Origin of the sequence: Thermobifida cellulosilytica TB100 (genome assembly GCF_001517975.1) — a bacterium.
GTDB classification, from domain to species: domain Bacteria; phylum Actinomycetota; class Actinomycetes; order Streptosporangiales; family Streptosporangiaceae; genus Thermobifida; species Thermobifida cellulosilytica.
Genome location: NZ_KQ950188.1, coordinates 57,586 through 74,903 on the forward strand (window position 1 = coordinate 57,586; position 17,318 = coordinate 74,903).

Here is a 17,318-nt window from a genome sequence, read left to right on the forward strand (position 1 = left end):
AAGGCCCGGGACATGTCGATCTCGTGGTGGGCGCGCCGCTCCGGGACCAGATCGGCGAGAGTGCGTTCGCCGATCCGCCTGTCGCGGCGCGCGGCCTCGTCGAGGTCGCCGAGTTCGACCGCGACCGCGGCCCCGTGGATCGCGACGTTGGCCGCACCGAACTGGGTCCCGTGCACGTTGCTGCCCGCCCGGCCCGTCTTGACCAGGTCCTCGGCGCGGGCGAACTGCTCCCACGCCGTGTGGGCGTCTCCGGCGCGGGCGGCGACGATCGCGGAGCGCAGCGCCAGTGCTCCGGCGACCTCGCCCGCGTCCTGCCTGCTGTCGTCGACCTGGGCGGCGGCGCGGTCCAGCAGGGTCAGCGCCGGCGTGTACTGGTCCGCGTTCATCAGCAGCAGCGCGCGGGGCAGGCGGGTGACCAGCGGCAGGTGCGGGTCCTGGGAGCGGCGCGCGGCCTCCTCGGCGCGGTCCAGGAGCGCCAGGGCGTCGCCCGCGTAGCCGAGGCGGCGGGTCAGGCTGACCCCGGCGTACAGGGCACGGCTGAGCAGCGTCCAGACGCGGGGCGTGCCGGTGGTGGAGGCGTGCCATGCGAGCTCTTCGTACACCGCGGGCAGGGCGGCGCCGATCCGGGTGAGCTTCGCCTCGGGCAGCAGGTCGCGGATGGCGGCGACCTCGGCGGCGAGCTGGTCGAGGTCGCGGGGCGGCGCGGGGAGGTCGGGGCCGACCCCGGCGCAGGCGAGCACCCGGCGGAGTTCCGGGATGGCGGCGTGGACCTGGTCGTCGCGGGGGGTGTCGCCGCGGTAGGGCTGCCCGTACAGCTCGGAGGGGTCGACGGCGAGGGCGGCCGCGGCGGCGGCGACGAAGGCGGGGGTGGCGACCTTGTGGCCCTTTTCCACCTGGGCGATGTGGGAGCGGGAGTAGTGGCAGCGGGCGGCCAGGCCGTGCTGGGTGAGGCCGCGGCGCTTCCTGGCGCGGGCGATGCGCACACCGATGGACTCGCGGGCAGCGTCGTTCATGGGGGTCTGCTTTCTGCCGCTGGTGGATCGCGCTTCCAGCCTAGGAGCCGGGCCCCGGGCGCGTCCGGGGTTTCACGTTCCCGGCCCCGGCCCGACCCCGCGCCCGCGGGCGGACACGGGAACTTGGATGACCCGTCAACTACTCTGGGGGCATGGGCGACGGCACCCCCCTCGAACCGCGTGAACTGCGTGCCTGGACCGGCTACCAGCGCATGAGCTCGGCGTTGCAGGCGCGCCTGCAACAGAGCCTCCAGCGCGACTCCGGGCTGTCCTGGGCCGACTACGAGGTGCTGTTCGCCCTGCACTCCAGTCCCGGGGGACGGCTGCGTTCGCTGGACCTGCGCTGCGCCCTGGGCTGGGAGAAGAGCCGCCTGTCCCACCAGGTCCGCCGCATGGCCGAGCGCGGGCTGCTGTGCCGCGAGCCCAACCCCGCCGACGCCCGCAGCGCCGTGGTCTGCCTGCTCGACCGGGGCCGCCGGGCCATCGAGCGGGCCGCGCCCGAGTACACCGCGCGGCTGCGCGCCGACTTCCTCGACCTGCTCACCCCCGCCCAGCTCGACGCGCTCGCCGAGATCAGCGAGACCGTGCTCGCCCACCTGGCGCGCGACGAGGAGGAGCTCGCCGACCGGCCCTCCGCCGCACCGGACGCCGACGGCCCGGCCGCCGCGCGCTGACCGGACCGGCGGGCGCTCCGCCGTTACCGGCCGGACTTCCCGGGTAGTCGGCGGTCACGGCCGCGGTTCCGCCGCGCCGCACTGGTGCGCGGAACAGCCGACCGGGCCTGACCACCACTTCCGAGGAAGGTCACCATGACCGGCATCACGATCATCGGCACCGGCAACATGGGCCGGGCGATCGGCGCCCGCGCCGTCGCGGCGGGCAGCAGAATCCAGATCCTCGACCGGGACCCGGACAAGGCGCGCGAGCTCGCCGACCAGCTGGGCGGGGACATCCTCACCGGAACCCTCGGCGACACCCCCGACGGGGACATCGTCGTGCTCGCCCTGCCCTTCGAGGCCGCCAAGGAGGTCGTCTCCTCCTACGGGGACGCCCTGTCCGGCCGGACCGTCGTGGACATCACCAACCCCGTCGACCTCTCGACCTTCGACTCCCTGGTCGTGCCGCCGGACACCTCCGCGGCCGAGACCATCGCCGGCCTCGCCCCCGCGGGCGTCTCCGTGGTCAAGGCGTTCAACACCACCTTCGCCGCGACCCTGACCGAGGGGAGGGTGGCGGGCCAGCCGCTGGACGTCCTCATCGCGGGCGACTCCGCCGACGCCAAGAAGGCGGTCGCGGACCTGGCGACCGCCATGGGCCTGCACCCCGTCGACGTGGGACCGCTGCGCCGCGCCCGGGAACTGGAGGGGTTCCAGTTCCTGATGATGACGTTGCAGGCCGACCCCGCCCGGCGGGACTTCAACTGGAACACCGGGCTGAAGATCCTCACCCCGGCCTGACCCCGCGCCCGGCCGGGGCCGCCGCCCGCAGTGCATCCGGACGGCGGCCCCGGCCGGGCCGCGCGCTACCCGAAGGCCGCGGCGGCCGCCTCGGCCACCGCCTGGTCCTGCTCCCCGGTGCCGCCGCTCACCCCGACCGCGCCCACGACCGCGCCGCCGCGGCGCAGCGGGACCCCGCCCGCGAAGACCATCACCCGGCCGCCGTTCGACACGTGGATGCCGAAGAACTGGCCGCCGCTCTGGGAGTGCTCGGCCAGGTCCTTGGTGGCGATGTCGAACGCCCGCGACGTGTACGCCTTGTTGATCGAGATGTCGATGCTGCCGATCCACGCCCCGTCCATCCGGGCGTGCGCGACGAGGTTGCCGCCCGCGTCCACCACGGCGATGTTCATCGGCTGGCCGATCTCGGCGGCCTTGGCCTCGCCCGCCTCGATGACCCGGCGGGCCTGCGCCAGTGTCACGCTCACCGTGTCCTCCCTCAGTCGCCCAGGCGGGGTTTGAGCAGGACCTTGGTCCAGCCCTCCTCCCGCCGGTCGAACTTCCGGTACGCCTCGGGCGCCCGTTGCAGCGGGATCCGGTGGGAGACCACGAAGCTCGGCCGGGCCCGCCCGGCGATGATCAGGTCGCGCAACTGCCGGTTGTAGGCCTTGACGTCGGCCTGGCCGGTCCCCATCCGCAGGCCCTTCTCGAAGAGCTTGCCCATCGCGAACAGCAGGTCGCCGCGCTGGGCGTTCTCCGACGGGGCGCCCGGGTCCTGGGTGACGTACAGCCCCACCACCCCGAGCATGCCGGTGGGGCGCACCGCGTCGACGAGCGTGTTGAGCACCACCGCGGGCTGCTCCTCGCCCTCGGCCGCGGTGGCCTGGTAGCCGACCGCGTCGATGCCCTTGTCGGCGCCCTCGCCGCCGGTGTGCTCCCTGATCTGGATCGCGGCGTCCCCTTCGGTGTAGTCGACGGGGATCGCGCCGATCCGTTCGGCCAGCGCCAGCCGGCTGGGCACCCGGTCCACCACGAACACCCGGGAGGCGCCGCGCAGCAGCGCCGAGTAGGCGGCCATCAGCCCGACCGGTCCCGCGCCGAACACGCACACCGTCTCACCCGGGCTGACCTGCGCCAGCTCGGTGGCGTGGTAGCCGGTGGGGAAGATGTCGGCGAGCAGCGCGAAGTCGTCCTCGTGCTCGTTGCCCGGGGGCAGCTTCAGGCAGTTGAAGTCGGCGAAGGGCACCCTCAGGTACTCGGCCTGCCCGCCCCGGTAGGGGCCCATGGACACGTAGCCGTACGCGCCGCCCGCGAAGTCCGGGTTCACGGTGAGACAGAACCCGGTCCGGCCCGCCAGGCAGTTCTTGCAGAACCCGCACGCCACGTTGAACGGCAGCACCACCCGGTCGCCCGGGCGCACGCTCACCACGCCCGAGCCGACCTCCTCGACGATCCCCATGTTCTCGTGGCCGAACACCATGCCCGGGGCGGCGCCGGTGCGCCCCTCGTACATGTGCAGGTCGGAGCCGCAGATCGCCGCCGTGGTGACCCGGACGACCACGTCGGTGGGCGCCTCGATCCGCGGGTCGTCCACCTCCTCGACGGCCACGTTGTAGGGCTCCTTGTAGACCACCGCTTTCACCGCGTCCTCCTCGCCGGTCGATGTCGGAGTGCGGCTCGGCTACCCGCGACCCCGCAGGGTATGCGCTGGTCACACGGTCGGTCCGGGCGGCTGGGCGGTGGCGGGCGCGTCCGGGTCGGGGCCGCCCTGGTCGAGCCGGAACGGCGGGTAGTGGTCGGTCATCAGCGTCGCGTAGGCGACCACCCGCAGCCCCCAGCGGTGCAGTCCCAGGACGAAGTCGAAGATGCCGCGCGGGTAGCCGCCGGTGAACAGCAGCGCGATCGCCGCGAACAGCACCAGCAGGCTCAGCAGGCTGGGGGTTCCGCCCTGCGCCATCCACTGGCCGCCGTCCGCCCACTGGCCGCCGTCCGTTGCGCCCCCGGAGGCCCAGTCCATCCTGGTGGACATGCGGTAGCTGCCGGTGGTGAACGCCGACACCAGCAGGTAGTGCGGGATCGCCAGCAGCCACCACTTGACCAGGACCAGGCCCCGCGACAGGTGCTGCGGGTAGTCCACGTCCAGCCGCGCCGGGTAGTCCACGTCCGCCGACAGCGAGAACGGCGGGTAGCGGTCGGTGCCCAGCACCCCGTAGGCGTAGAAGGTGACCCGCCAGCTCCACCGCAGCACCCCGACGTTGAAGTCGAAGATGCCGCGCGGGTAGCGGCCGGTGAACAGGATCGCGAAGAACGCGACCACGGTCAGCACGAAGAACGCGATCCACAGGAAGAGCAGCACGATGTAGTGCGGGATCGCCAGCAGCCACTTGACCAGCCACAGCCAGCGGCTCACCCCCGGGTCGAGGGTGCCGCTGACGTGGAGCGGGTGGCGCCGGACGGGAACTGAGGACTCTGACATCCCGGTCACCTCCTCGGATGCGTGCCGTACCGCCGCGGCTACCCGGGACCGCCCCGACTACCCGGGACCGCCGCGGCGGCCTGCTCCGCCCGGGCCGGGCGCGGGTCACGCCGAGCGGTGGAGCGCGCTTCTTCGGGCAGCGGAACCGCGAAGCCGAAAAGGAGGGATCGGGATGTACTGGGAGTACGGGATGGGCGGCTGGGCCGCCGTGTCCATGACGGTCACCGTGATCCTGTTCTGGCTGCTGCTCATCGCGGCCATCGTCGCCCTGTTCCGCTCGGTCGCCAGGGGAGAGCGGTTCCGCGGCGGCCGGAGCGCCGCCCGGCCGAGCGGCGCCGAGCAGGCCCTGGCGGAGCGGTTCGCCCGCGGCGAGATCGACGAGGAGGAGTACCGGCACCGCCTGGGCGTGCTGCGTTCCCTGGGGCACACGGACACCTCCTGACCCGCGGGGTGCGGGGAGTTCCGGACGCCGGGAGAGCGGCGGGCGGACGCGGGTAGGGGGGAGGGGCGATGCGGCTTCGAGGAGGTGCCGGAATGCTGGTGATGATCGGATACGCGAGCGCGCACGGCTCCACGCGGGGGATCGCCCAGCGCCTGGGCGACCGGCTCCGCGCCCACGACCACAGCGTCGACGTCCGGCCGCTGGACCAGCCGGTGGAGGCGCTCGGACTCTACGACGCGTTCGTGCTCGGCAGCGCGGTCCACGAGGGCTCCTGGATCGGGGGCGCCGCCGACTTCGCGCTCCGCGAGGCGGACACCCTGGCACGGCGGCCCGTCTGGCTGTTCAGCGTGGGCCTGGCCCAGGTCCTCGGCGGGAGGTTCGAGCGGGCGGGACAGACGCCGAAGAACGTCCCGGAGGTCATGCGGGCCCTCAGGGCCCGCGAGCACCGGTTGTTCGCCGGGGCCATCCGCCCCGAGCACCTTCCGCTGTTCGGCCGGTTCGTCTACCGGGCGATGGGCGGGCGCTACGGCGACTTCCGCGACTGGGCGCGGATCGAGGAGTGGGCCGAGGAGATCGCCGCGCAACTGACCATGGTCACGCGCTGACCGGCGGGGGCGGTGCGGCCGCGGGGGCGGTCGTCCGGCCGTGCCGCCCGTCCCTTATTCGGTGGGGAGCAATCGTTTCCACCCGGCAGACCGTAACCGGCCACATCTGGCCGGAAGCGGCCACCGAGAAAAGCATCAGACTTCTCACGTGCAACAAACCGGGCATTCATGCTTTTCTTTGTCAAGATCTCCGCGGCGCCTTCGGATCGGATTCGTGATCCGCGCGTAGCCGACACGTCACCCAGGGTGTCGGTTGTTTTAGTGTAAACAACAATTCTTTTCCTTGTTTCCGGCGTGTAAGATGCGCAGCGGCCAGTATTGGAGCGGTGTTCTACGTCGGAGAGGTCCAAGCGCTTGCGAAAGCGCTCCTTCGGCGTGCCGTAATTTCCTGGGAGAGTCATGCCGACCGGATGACGAGTGCTTTTGACGGATCCGTTCCCCCTGTTCTCCGACCATTGGCTTCTGGTGACATGAAAAAACTGATCGACGCCCTCCCCCCCATGGTCGGGCGTGAAAAGGAACTGGACGAGCTTTCCCGAAGTATCGCCTCAGGGAAGGATCCCACGGTCGTCACCGGTCCGATCGGCTGCGGCAAGAGCCGACTGGCCCTGGCAGTGGCGCACGAACTGGAGGAGGTCTTCCCCCGGGGCGTCCACCTCTTCGACTGCGCCTCCGTGGCCGACTCCCAGGAGCGGCTCCGGGCGTTCGCCGCCCTCGCCGACCAGCACCCCGTACCGTCGGCGCCGGACGGCGCCGGACGGCGCGCGCTCCTCCTGATCGACAACTACGACTCCGCCGACCAGCGGGTCACGCAGGTCCTCACCGGGCTCCTCGCGCGCGACCCGGACCTCAGCCTGCTGGTGACGAGCCGGGAGACGACCAGCCTCTACCAGGGGCGGATCTACGAGCTGCAACCGCTCGCCCTCCCCCCGAAGGGGCCGGACGCGACCGCCGAGGAGTTCTTCGCCGCCCCCGCGACCCAGCTCCTCATGCAGCGGGCGTGCAGCTTCCCCCTCCCGGTGGTGACCGACGAGGACCGGGCGGCGGTCACCGAACTCCTGCACGACCTGGACGGGCTGCCGCTGGCCATCGAGTTCGCGGCCCCGCTGCTGCGGATCCTGGGCGCCGAACCGCTGCACCGGCGCGTCCGCAGCGGCCTGGGGATCCTCAGCAGCGGCTCGGGCTCGGTGTCCCTGCGGCACAGCAGCATGCGCGAGGCGCTGGAGGGGCACTACCGCGCGCTCCCGGTCGAGGCGCGCAGAATCCTGCTGCGCCTGGGCGACCACGAAGAATTCACCTTCGACGGCGCACGGGAAATCATCGGGGAGTCCTCGGAGCGGGTCGACCACTTCCTGCTGATGCTGATAGAGCGGAATTTCCTCCGGGTCAGCCACGATCCGCAGCACCGCCCCACGTTCACCTTTCTCAATACCATGCGCAGCTTCGTCAGAGAGAAAGTGGCCGAACGGAACGTACGGGGAGGACTTTCCTTTCACCGGGGTTCGGTGATGCACGACCACCCCTCCATCCTGACCCCGCGACAGCGGCAGGTGGCCGAACTGGTCGCGGACGGACTGACCAACCGGGAGATCTCGAAACACCTGGGGATCGCCGAGTGGACGGCGATCAACCACGTGCGCGAGGTCATGCGCAGATTGCAGTGCACCTCCCGCATCCAGGTCGCGAACTGGGTGAACCGGAATCTGGAGAAACTCCACGGATGAACGAGAAAGCCCGGGAACTGAGAAGGCTCCACGGCGAGGGGAACGGCCCCCTGCTGCTGCCCACCGTGTGGGACGCGACCTCGGCCCGCGCCGCCGAGGCCGCGGGCTTCCCCGCCGTGGGCACCACCAGCGACGGCGTCGCCTCCGCGCTGGGCTACGGCGGGCGGGAGAGCGCGCCCCGGGACGAGATGCTGGCCGCCGCCGCCCGCATCGTCCGCTCGGTGGCGCTGCCCGTCAGCGTCGACCTGGAGGGCGGCTACGGGCTCGCGCCCGAGGAGATCGGCCGCTGGCTGGTCGAGACCGGCGCCGCCGGGTGCAACATCGAGGACAGCCGCCACGCGGAGGGAACCCTCGCCGACCCGGCGGAGCAGGCCGAGCGCATCGCCGGCATCCGGGCGGCCGCCGGAGACGCCCCCGTGGTCAACGCCCGGATCGACACCTTCCTGCGCGACAGGATCGACGGCGGGAAGACCCCCGAAGCGGAGCTGGTCGAGGAGACGGTGCGGCGGGCCGCGGCCTACCTCGAGGCCGGGGCCGACTGCGTCTTCCCCATCCTCGCCTCCGGCCGCGAGACCGTCGGCGCGCTCGTCAAGCGGATCCCCGGCCCCGTCAACATCCTGTGCCGCCCCGGCGGGCTGTCCGTCCGGGAGCTGGCCGACCTCGGGGTGGCGCGGATCTCCTGGGGGCCCTTCGTCCACGACCACGCCAGGGAGCAGCTCGTCGCCCACCTCGCGCGGCTGCGCACCGCGCTCGCCGGACCGGAGGGAGGAGCGGCATGACCGGCCTGCGGCCGGCCCCGGCCGGTCGGCGGCACCCCGGCCCCGCCGCAGGGACCCCGCCGCGGTGCGCCCTGGACCTGTGCTCCCGGAGCGGCCCGGCGGAGTTCGCCGATCCGGCCACCCGGCGGCTGGTCGAGCACACCGGCTCCACCACCGAGCTCCTGGAGCAGTGGACCGGACAGCCCCTCACGGTGCGGGTGCTCCGGCAGTCCCGGCACCCCGCCCCGGCGTTCTGCCGCAGCGTCGCCGACCTCCTCCGCCTGGACCGGGACGCGCAGCTCGTCGTCCGCCGCTCCGAGCTCGCGGCCCCGAACGGCGCACCCGTCTCGCGCAACACCGTCGTGGCCGGCCTCCCGGCCGATCCCCGGCTGGCCGCGGCCCTGGCGGACCTCGCCCAGCCGCTGGGGCGGACCCTGGCGCCGCACGCGGCCGACTTCGCGCGGGAGCTCGTGGCGTCCGGCCGCTCCCCGTGGCACCGGGAGACCGGGGGCCGCCGCGCCGACCGGGGGCGGGCGGTGTGGCGCGGCTACCTCCTCCGCTCCCGGGGAGTGCCCGTGGCCTACGTCGAAGAGCGCTTCGACCCGAGCCTGGTCGACGCCTCATGAGCGGGCTCGTCGTCGTCGGGGCGGGGCCCGTCGGGCTCACCGCCGGACTCGCCGCCCTCAGCCGCGGCACGCCGGTCACCGTGCTGGAGGCGGAGCCCCCGACCCGGGTCCGCCCCGGCAGCAGGGCCATCTTCGTCCACCAGGCGTCCCTGCGGACGTTCGAGCGGCTCCGGCCCGGCCTGGGACGGCAACTGGCCGCCGACGGCCTGGTCTGGAGCACCAGACGGACGCTGTGGGCGGGACGGCAGGTCTACGCCCGCACCTACGGCCGGAGGCCGGCGGCCGACCTCCCGCCGTTCACCAGCCTGCCGCAGACCCTGCTGGAGGAGCGGCTGCGCCGCGCCTACGAGGAGGCCGGGGGCCGGATCGTCTGGAACACCCCCGTCACGGGGGTCGACCCCGGCCCGGACGGGGTGCGGGTGCGCACGGCGGACGGCGGCGGGACGGACGCCTCCCACGTGGTCGCCGCCGACGGCGCCCGCTCGGCGGTGCGCAGGTCCCTCGGCATCCCCCTCGCCGGGACGACGTCGGGCAGCGACTTCGTCGTCGTGGACGTCGCCGACGCGGCGCACCCGCTGCCTCCCGAGCGGGTGTTCCACTACCGGCACCCGGGCGTCGGCGGACGCAACGTGCTGCTGGTCCCGTTCCGCGGGGGGTGGCGCGTCGACCTCCAGTGCGCCGACGAGGAGGAGGCGGCCGACTTCGCGGGCGACCCCGACGGATGGCTGGCGGACGTGCTCCCCGGCCACGAGGTCACGTGGGTGTCCCGGTACCGCTTCCACCAGCGGGTCGCCGAGCGGCTGGTCGACGGCCGCCACCGGGTGCTCCTCGCCGGAGAGGCCGCCCACCTGTTCCCGCCTTTCGGGGCCCGGGGGATGAACTCGGGGATCGCCGACGCCGTCGCGGCGGTGGACGCCGTGGCCGACGGCGACGTCGGCCGCTACGACCGGGAGCGGCGGGCCGCGGCGTGGCAGAACTGCCGGGCCGCCGGCGCCGCGTGCGCGCACCTGCTGGCCCGCGGGCGGCGGGACCGGCTGCGCCAGCGGGGAGCCGCGCTGCTCGCCCCGTTCTGGGAACCGGCGGGACGGTGGCTCGACTCGGCGCCGTTCGGCCCCCCGCTGCGGAAGGTCCGGTACTGACCGTCCCCGGCCGGGAGCGCACCGGCCCGGCCGGGGACGGGGCGGCGCGGCCGGGGGTGCGGGCACGGCGAGAGGGCGGCCGGGTGCCCTCCTCCCGGCCGCCCCGAGGGGACGCCTGCCGAGCCGCCTCAGCGCTTGGGCGGCTTCATCGCCGTGGTGACCCCGAGGCGGTTGTACAGGTTGATCAGCCCGATCGCCATGATCAGCGCGGCGATCTCCTTCTCGGAGAAGTGCCTGGCGGCCTCGTCGTAGACCTCGTCCGACACGCCGTGGTCGCCGAGCCTGGTCACCTCGTCGACCAGGGCCAGGGCGGCGCGCTCGGCGTCGGTGAAGTGGTCGCCCGCCTCCCGCCACGCCCCGACGAGGAGGAGCCGCTGCACCGACTCGCCCGCCTTCAGCGCGGTGTGCGCGTGCAGGTCGACGCAGAAAGCGCACCCGTTCAGAAACGAGGCGCGGAGCTTGACCAGTTCGTAGAGCTCCTGGTCGAGAACTCCTTCGATGATCCCGTTGATTTCGGCGAGTTTCGCGTACGCGTCGGGAAGCTGCTTCGCGGCTTGGACCCGGTTGCCGGCCATAAAGTTGTCTCCTCCACACGGCTTCGCTGCCATGGCATTCCAAGGAGCAGACGATAACGGCTGGCGTGGGCGTTGGAAATGGCAATGAATTGCTATGTCCCAGGTCACTTTCTCGCCCGTGCGCCGCGGCGGACCCCGGCGGCGGAGGCGGCTCCGGCCGGGGCAGCGGCGGGGCGCCGCCCCCCGGCTCCCGGGGCGCAGAACCCGCTCTGGCCTCGTACTTCGCCGCATCTGACGCCCTGGAAAGAAGGACGGGACGGTTCCGGAAAGCCGGGATGGCAATGTCTTGCCATGGTCCATATAGCAGAGAACAGCCAGTGAATTGTTATTTATATCGGGCATTCCGTACGGGTACGCTTCCGGTGGTTTGCTCGATTGTGAATGCCGGGGTGCGGTGGTGCCCCTGTGAATTCAGTGAATGCTTGGAGGTGGCTGTTCTGTCGTCTTCCGCAGGCCGGTATCCCCGGCGGTCCGCGCCGGTACGGTGCGGAGACGCCCCGCGGTCCCCGCAGAAAAAGAAGAGGTTTTCCTTCCGCCGCCCCGCCGGACATTTTTTCTGCTGACGGTACGGGGACCCTTTTCCGAATGATCCGAAGGACGTCCGACCGGAGGAGAGAAAGGAGTCGGGTGCGGACGGGACGCCCCGGCCGGCGCCGCGGCACCCCGAGGACGCCCGCCTGACGCGCCCTCCGGCTCCCTCCGTCTCCGACAACCCAGACAAGGGCTAGTTGTGGCTATCGACAGAAGAAGTCTCCTGCGTATCGGTGCCGTCGCCGCCGCAGCCTCCGTGACCGCGGGGGTCGGCGGGTCGTCGGCCGCCCCCGCGCTCGCCCACGGCAGAGGCCCCCGCGGCGGCAACAAGTGGGACCAGTTGCGCCGACACGTCCACGGCGACGTCGTCCTGCCCGGCGACCCCACCTACGAGCAGGCAATCCAGCTCCAGGTCGCCGAGTACGACAGGATCCGCCCCGCCGCCGTCCTCTACTGCGAGAGCGAGCACGACGTCCGCACCGGCATCCTGTTCGCCCAGGACCACGGCCTGCACGCGGTGGCCCGCAGCGGCGGGCACAGCAACGCCGGATACTCCACGACCGAGGGCCTCGTCATCGACGTGTCCCGGAGGAAGAAGGTGCTGGCGGGCCCGACGACCACCAAGATCGAGACGGGCTTGCAGGCCGTCGACGTCCTGGACGCGCTGGCCCACCGCGGCATCGCGCTGCCCAACGGCACCTGCCCGACCGTGTCCGTGGCGGGCTTCGTCACCGGCGGCGGCACCGGCCCCTTCAGCCGGAAGTACGGCGTCGCCTCCGACCGGATCCGGGCCGCGCGGGTGGTCCTCGCCGACGGCCGGACCGTCGTCTGCGACGAACGCCAGCGCTCCGACCTGCTGTGGGCCCTGCGCGGCGGCGGGGGAGGCAACTTCGGCATCATCACCCAGTACACCCTCGACCAGGTCCCGATCACCCGGATGTGCCAGTACCGGCTCGTGTGGCACTGGAACGACACGGTCCGCCTGATCACGGGCCTCCAGGAGTGGATCGCCGACCTGCCCGAGGAGATCGCCGCCGACCTGCTGGTCATCGCCCCCGCCACCCCCGGGACCGCGCCGCTCGTGCAGCTCGTGGGCACCTCCCTGGGCAGCCTGGAGACCCTCGACGCCGAACTCGACCGGCTCATCGGCCTCACGGGCAGGCAGCCGACGGAGCGCACCGCGGTCGACCTGCCCTACCGCGACGCGATGATGCGCGTGTGGAGCTGCTCGGACAAGACGGTCGAGCAGTGCCACCGGACCGGCACCACCCCGGAGGGGACCCTCCCCAGGGACGCCTTCCGCCTCACCCGCTCCCGCCTCGTCGACGACCCCATTCCCGAGACCGGCGTCGAGGACATCCTGGCAGCGTTCGAGAACGGGCACGCCGCAGGCCAGGTCCGCGTCATGTCGCTGCGCGTCATGGGCGGGCAGGTCAACGCCCTCGCCCCCCGCGACACCGCGTTCTTCCACCGCACCGCCGCGTTCAACCTCTCGTTCAGCTTCGGCCTCACCAGCACCGACGCCTCCGAGGAGGAGAAGCAGACGGTGCTCGGCCACCTCCACGACGGGTTCGACGTGTTCGACGCCTACTCCAACGGCCACACGCTCCAGAACTTCACCGACCCCTACCTGGAGAACTGGCGGGACGCCTACTACGGGGACAACCGCCGCCGGCTCAGCCAGGTGAAGAAGAAGTACGACCCCCACGGCTTCTTCACCTTCGAGCAGTCCGTCTCCTGACCCGCCGACAGGCCGGAGACGGCCCCGACCCCCCGGACCGGTCCGGCGCGTGCCGGCGCACGGGCCCGCGCGCCGGACCTTCCACACCGGCCGCCGACGCACGGCCGGCCCCGACCCCGGAACCCAAGCCCTACCGGGCCGGCGCCGCGGCCGGGGCCGACCCACGGGCACACCGCGACGACGCAGCGAATGCAGAGGTGGACATGGACAACCTGTTGCACGGGATCTCCCACGAGGAGGCCGCCAAAGATCCGGACGGCTACCTGCGCGAGGTCCTGAAATGGCACTTCTCCCCCGAGACCGGGTCCCGCTTCTGGCGGGAACGGGCCGCGAGGCTGGACTTCGACCCGCTCACCGACATCACGCGGATCAGTGACCTGCGCCGCTTCCCCGACCTCAGCGACGACCTGCGCACCGTCCCGGCGGAGGACCTGATCCCGGCGGGCGCCCGGGGCGACACCTTCGAGGTGTTCGAGTCGGGCGGCACCACGGGCGCGCCCAAGCGCGTGGTGGACAGCGCCTCCCGCAGCCAGAACGTCCTCTGGGTCAGCCGGGCGCTGCGGGAGTACGGCTTCCCCGACCAGGGGCACTGGCTGCACGTCGGCCCCAGCGGCCCCCACGTGGTCGGACGCACCGTCAAACACCTGGCCGCCGAGCGCGGCGCCCTGTGCTTCACCGTCGACTTCGACCCGCGCTGGGTCAAGCGGCTGCTCGCCGCGGGCCGGACCGACCTCGCCAACGAGTACCGCGAGTACCTCCTCGACCAGGTGGAGCTGATCGTCAGCTCCCAGGACGTCCGGGTGCTCTTCATCACCCCGCCGGTCCTGGAGTCCCTGTGCACCCGGACCGCGCTGTACGAGAAGGTCGCCGAACGCCTGCGCGGCCTGCTGTGGGCGGGGACCAGCGTCAGCGCCGAGACCCTCTGGCAGATCGAGCACACCTTCTTCCCCGACGCGGCCGTGGCCGCCATCTACGGCAACACCCTGATGGGCATCGCGCCGCAGCGCCCGCGGGAGGAGGGGGACGCCCACCACTGCGTGTTCACGCCCTTCTTCCCCCAGTCCGTCGTGGAGGTCGTCGACTCCGAGACCCGCGAGCAGGTCGGCTACGGGGAACGCGGCCGGGTGCTCATGCACCTGCTCAGCAGGGACATGTTCCTCCCCAACGTCCTGGAGCGCGACACGGCCGTCCGGGTCGCGCCGGGCGCGGGGACGACGGTGGACGGCCTCGCCGACATCGCCCCCTACCAGGACGGAACCGGAACCAAGGTCATCGAGGGGGTCTACTGATGGCAGCACCGACGGCACCACTGCGGATCGACCCCGTCGTCTGCGGGGAGGCCGTGCCCAGCAGGGACCGGACCCGGCTGGACGGCGTCGACGGCACCCCGCTCGCCGACATCGGCACCGCGCCCCGGCTCCTGGCGCAGGCCGCCGTCAACCGGATGCGCCGCTCCTCCCGCGGCGCGACACCGGGACCCGAGGTCTTCGCCGAGGCCGGACGGTTCTTCGCGGAGTCGGAACTGGACGGCGAGACCCCCGCGGACTACCGGCGCCGGGTCAGCGCCGCCACGGGCGCGCCGGTCGCCGTCGTCGACCGGGCCATCGAGGGGATCAGGGACAGCCTCGGCCAGGTCGAGCGGCTGAACAGCGCCGAGCTGCCCCAGCCGTTCGCCGTGCCCGGTTTCGAGACGCGCTGGGTGCCCCGGGGCCTGCTGCTGGCCGCCATCGTGCCCAACAACCACCCCGAGCCCAACGTCTCCTGGGTGCGCGCGCTCGCCCTCGGCTACAGCGTGGCCGTCCGGCCGGGCAGCCGCGACCCGTTCACCCCGCGCCGGCTCGTGTCGGCGCTGCTCGCCGCCGGGCTGCCCCCGCAGCGGGTGAGCCTGCTGCCCGGAAGCCACGACCTGGGGGAGCACCTGCTCGCCCAGGCCGACCTGGGGCTGTTCTACGGCGGCCCGGACGCGGTGGAGCGCTGGCGGACCCGCAGCGACGTGCTGGTGCGGGGCCCCGGCCGCAGCAAGGCGCTGGTCGACGTGCCGGTGACCGGGGACCTCGTCGACGACCTCGTGGACTGGATCGCCGACGACGCCGGGGTGCGGTGCAACAACACCTCGGCGGTGCTGGTCCACGGCGACCACACCGCGCTCGCCGACCAGTTGGCGGAGCGGCTCGCCAAACTGCCGCTGCTGCACCCCCGGGACCCGGAGGCGGTGCTCCCCGCGATCAGCCTGCACGACGCCGACGCGATGCGCGAGTACCTGCGGGACCTGACGCGGGAGGCGGTCGACCACTCCGCCCGCCACTACGCGGACGGCCCGGTGGCCGAGACCGTCGACGGCACCGTCCTGATGCGGCCCCTCGTCGTGTCCGTCGACGACCCGTCCCATCCCCTGGTCGGCACGGAGCTGCCGTTCCCGTTCGTCGTGGTGGCGCCGTGGCGGGAGGAGGACGGCGTCGCCGTCCTGCGCGACTCGCTGGTGGTGAGCGTGCTCAGCGAACGGCAGGACCTCGTCGAGGCGCTGGTCCTGGAACCGAGCGTGCGCAAGGTCGTGGTGGGGCGCACCCGCCCGTGGACCTCCCTGCCCGAACTCCCGCACGACGGCAGCCTCGCCGGCTTCCTCATGGAGCCGAAGGCGTACGTGAACGTCGCGGCCACTGCCTGAACCCGCCACAGGGAGGAAGGACCGCCGCTCCGCGAACCCTCCGCGACCACCGGTCCCGGGCGCCGACCCCGGCCCCGGGACCGCGCCGGAGTCCGGAACCGACAAGCCCTCCTCCGGATAGGAGCACCGATCCCCATGCACACGGCAGCACCACCGACCGCCGCGACACTGCCCGGGCGGCACAGCGAGTCCCTCGTCTGGCGCCGGGACGACTGGCGGCGGCTTCCGATCAGCCAGCAGCCCTCGTGGCCGGACCCCGCGGCCCTGGACGCGGTCCGGAACCGGCTGGCCACCCTTCCCCCGCTGACCTCGGTCGCCGACGTCCGCCGACTGGAGGTGTCCCTGGCCAAGGCCGCGGCCGGCCGGGCCTTCCTGCTCCAGGCGGGCGACTGCGCCGAACCCATGGACGCCTCCGGAACCGCCGCGGTCCGGGGCAAGAACCGGCTGATCGGGGCCATGGCCGAGGCCATCAGCGAGCACACCGGCCTGCCGACGGTCACCGTCGGCAGGATCGGCGGCCAGTTCGCCAAGCCCCGGTCCCGCCCCACGGAGACCGTCGACGGCCGCGAACTGCCCGCCTTCCGCGGCGAGATGGTCAACGACCCGCGCCCCGACGCGAGGCTGCGCACCCCCGACCCGCACCGCCTCCTCGGCGCCTACCGGGCCGCCAAGGCCGTGCTCAACGAGCTGTACATCATCGCCCACGAGACGGCGGCCCGGCGGCTGCCGGACGCGTGGCCGACCCCGGCCCCCACCGCCCCCGACGACGAGGCCGCCCCGGTGCGCTCCTGGGACGGGTCCCTCCGCTCCCTCCTCGGCGGCTACGGGGAGACCCGCCGCGACCCCGACGGCGGGTGGGCGCACACGGGCCTGTGGACCAGCCACGAGGCGCTCGTCCTCGACTACGAAGAAGCGCTGGTCCGCCGCGACCCCCAGACCGGGGAGTGGTTCCTGCTCTCCACCCACCTGCCGTGGATCGGGGAGCGCACCCGCCGGCTCGACGAGGCGCACGTCGCGTTCCACGCGGGCATCGCCAACCCCGTCGGCTGCAAGATCGGCCCGACCACCACCCCCGAGGAGGTCGTCCGGCTCTGCGAGGTCCTCAACCCCTCCCGCAAGCCGGGACGGCTCACCCTGATCTCCCGCATGGGCGCCGACGCCGTCCGCGACCGGCTGCCCGGACTGGTCCGCGCGGTCCGGGCAGCCGGACACCCCGTGGTGTGGGTGTGCGACCCGATGCACGGCAACACCGAGCTGCTGCCCGACGGCCGCAAGACCCGCCGGGTGGCGCGGATCGCCGCCGAGATCAGGGGGTTCTTCGAGGTCCTGCGCGACGCCGGGGAGTGGCCGGGCGGCCTGCACCTGGAGGTGGCCGACGGGGACAGCGCCGAGTGCCTCGGCGAGGGCGGTCCGGCGAGCGCCGAGGAGATCGGCGACGGCTACCGGACCCTGTGCGACCCGAGGCTGAACGAGAAGCAGTCGATCACGATCGCCGACCTGGTGGGCCGACTCCTCGCCGGAGAGGAAGGCGGTTTTGGGCCGGCAGCGGACGAAGCGGTGTGGACACGGCCGTAGCGAGCCGTAGGA

Annotated in this window: 17 protein-coding genes; 12 read left to right on the forward strand and 5 right to left on the reverse strand. The window is 73.0% G+C overall.

Features of this window, described 5'->3' with window-relative positions; all coding sequences use genetic code 11:
* Positions 1 to 1,013, reverse strand: a 1,013-nt coding sequence (locus AC529_RS18440) for a helix-turn-helix domain-containing protein (protein ID WP_068758617.1), incomplete at its 3' end; no start/stop codon positions are given.
* Between the two features lie 152 nt (positions 1,014 to 1,165).
* Between AC529_RS18440 and AC529_RS18445 the strand changes: the two genes are divergently transcribed.
* Positions 1,166 to 1,687, forward strand: a complete 522-nt coding sequence (locus AC529_RS18445; protein ID WP_068758618.1) for a MarR family winged helix-turn-helix transcriptional regulator — start codon at positions 1,166 to 1,168, stop codon at positions 1,685 to 1,687.
* A gap of 135 nt (positions 1,688 to 1,822) precedes the next feature.
* Positions 1,823 to 2,470: an NADPH-dependent F420 reductase gene (locus AC529_RS18450; protein WP_068758619.1), complete on the forward strand. Its 648-nt coding sequence runs from the start codon at positions 1,823 to 1,825 to the stop codon at positions 2,468 to 2,470.
* Positions 2,471 to 2,535: 65 nt separating this feature from the next.
* On the opposite strand, the gene AC529_RS18455 is transcribed toward AC529_RS18450, so the two are convergent.
* The 3 genes from AC529_RS18455 to AC529_RS18465 all read right to left on the reverse strand — a co-directional run bounded on the left by AC529_RS18455 (position 2,536) and on the right by AC529_RS18465 (position 4,925).
* The gene (locus AC529_RS18455; RefSeq protein WP_068758620.1) at positions 2,536 to 2,937 is read right to left on the reverse strand and encodes a GlcG/HbpS family heme-binding protein; all 402 of its coding nucleotides are present in this window, start codon (positions 2,935 to 2,937) and stop codon (positions 2,536 to 2,538) included.
* 11 nt (positions 2,938 to 2,948) lie between these two features.
* Positions 2,949 to 4,091, reverse strand: coding sequence for a glutathione-independent formaldehyde dehydrogenase (locus AC529_RS18460; RefSeq protein WP_068758621.1), 1,143 nt, complete (start codon positions 4,089 to 4,091; stop codon positions 2,949 to 2,951).
* 69 nt (positions 4,092 to 4,160) lie between these two features.
* The gene (locus tag AC529_RS18465; protein WP_068758622.1) at positions 4,161 to 4,925 is read right to left on the reverse strand and encodes a DUF4389 domain-containing protein; all 765 of its coding nucleotides are present in this window, start codon (positions 4,923 to 4,925) and stop codon (positions 4,161 to 4,163) included.
* Positions 4,926 to 5,097: 172 nt separating this feature from the next.
* Here AC529_RS18465 and AC529_RS18470 point away from each other — a divergent pair, with 172 nt between their 5' ends.
* The 6 genes from AC529_RS18470 (at position 5,098) to AC529_RS18495 (ending at position 10,219) form a co-directional block, all read left to right on the forward strand.
* Positions 5,098 to 5,367, forward strand: a complete 270-nt coding sequence (locus AC529_RS18470; RefSeq protein ID WP_068758623.1) for an SHOCT domain-containing protein — start codon at positions 5,098 to 5,100, stop codon at positions 5,365 to 5,367.
* A 92-nt stretch (positions 5,368 to 5,459) separates the two neighbouring features.
* Positions 5,460 to 5,972, forward strand: coding sequence for a flavodoxin domain-containing protein (locus AC529_RS18475; RefSeq protein ID WP_068758624.1), 513 nt, complete (start codon positions 5,460 to 5,462; stop codon positions 5,970 to 5,972).
* 500 nt (positions 5,973 to 6,472) lie between these two features.
* On the forward strand, positions 6,473 to 7,696 hold the full coding sequence (locus AC529_RS18480; RefSeq protein ID WP_068758625.1) for a LuxR C-terminal-related transcriptional regulator: 1,224 nt from the start codon (positions 6,473 to 6,475) through the stop codon (positions 7,694 to 7,696).
* Positions 7,693 to 8,475: an isocitrate lyase/PEP mutase family protein gene (locus tag AC529_RS18485; protein ID WP_068758626.1), complete on the forward strand. Its 783-nt coding sequence runs from the start codon at positions 7,693 to 7,695 to the stop codon at positions 8,473 to 8,475. The genes AC529_RS18480 and AC529_RS18485 overlap by 4 nt, the downstream gene beginning before the upstream one ends.
* Positions 8,472 to 9,080, forward strand: a complete 609-nt coding sequence (locus tag AC529_RS18490) for a hypothetical protein (protein ID WP_068758627.1) — start codon at positions 8,472 to 8,474, stop codon at positions 9,078 to 9,080. The genes AC529_RS18485 and AC529_RS18490 overlap by 4 nt, the downstream gene beginning before the upstream one ends.
* On the forward strand, positions 9,077 to 10,219 hold the full coding sequence (locus AC529_RS18495) for an FAD-dependent monooxygenase (RefSeq protein ID WP_068758628.1): 1,143 nt from the start codon (positions 9,077 to 9,079) through the stop codon (positions 10,217 to 10,219). Before AC529_RS18490 ends, AC529_RS18495 begins: the two co-directional genes overlap by 4 nt.
* A gap of 128 nt (positions 10,220 to 10,347) precedes the next feature.
* On the opposite strand, the gene AC529_RS18500 is transcribed toward AC529_RS18495, so the two are convergent.
* Complete coding sequence (locus AC529_RS18500; RefSeq protein ID WP_068758629.1) at positions 10,348 to 10,794, reverse strand: carboxymuconolactone decarboxylase family protein; 447 nt, start codon at positions 10,792 to 10,794, stop codon at positions 10,348 to 10,350.
* A 730-nt stretch (positions 10,795 to 11,524) separates the two neighbouring features.
* Here AC529_RS18500 and AC529_RS18505 point away from each other — a divergent pair.
* The 4 genes from AC529_RS18505 (at position 11,525) to AC529_RS18520 (ending at position 17,306) form a co-directional block, all read left to right on the forward strand.
* A complete protein-coding gene (locus AC529_RS18505; RefSeq protein WP_083948439.1) occupies positions 11,525 to 13,066 on the forward strand; it encodes an FAD-binding oxidoreductase in 1,542 nt (513 codons plus the stop codon).
* Positions 13,067 to 13,269: 203 nt separating this feature from the next.
* Positions 13,270 to 14,355: a phenylacetate--CoA ligase family protein gene (locus AC529_RS18510; RefSeq protein WP_068758631.1), complete on the forward strand. Its 1,086-nt coding sequence runs from the start codon at positions 13,270 to 13,272 to the stop codon at positions 14,353 to 14,355.
* The gene (locus tag AC529_RS18515; RefSeq protein WP_068758632.1) at positions 14,355 to 15,731 is read left to right on the forward strand and encodes an aldehyde dehydrogenase family protein; all 1,377 of its coding nucleotides are present in this window, start codon (positions 14,355 to 14,357) and stop codon (positions 15,729 to 15,731) included. Before AC529_RS18510 ends, AC529_RS18515 begins: the two co-directional genes overlap by 1 nt.
* Before the next feature lie 135 nt (positions 15,732 to 15,866).
* The gene (locus tag AC529_RS18520) at positions 15,867 to 17,306 is read left to right on the forward strand and encodes a 3-deoxy-7-phosphoheptulonate synthase (protein WP_068758633.1); all 1,440 of its coding nucleotides are present in this window, start codon (positions 15,867 to 15,869) and stop codon (positions 17,304 to 17,306) included.
* Positions 17,307 to 17,318: the final 12 nt, after the last annotated feature.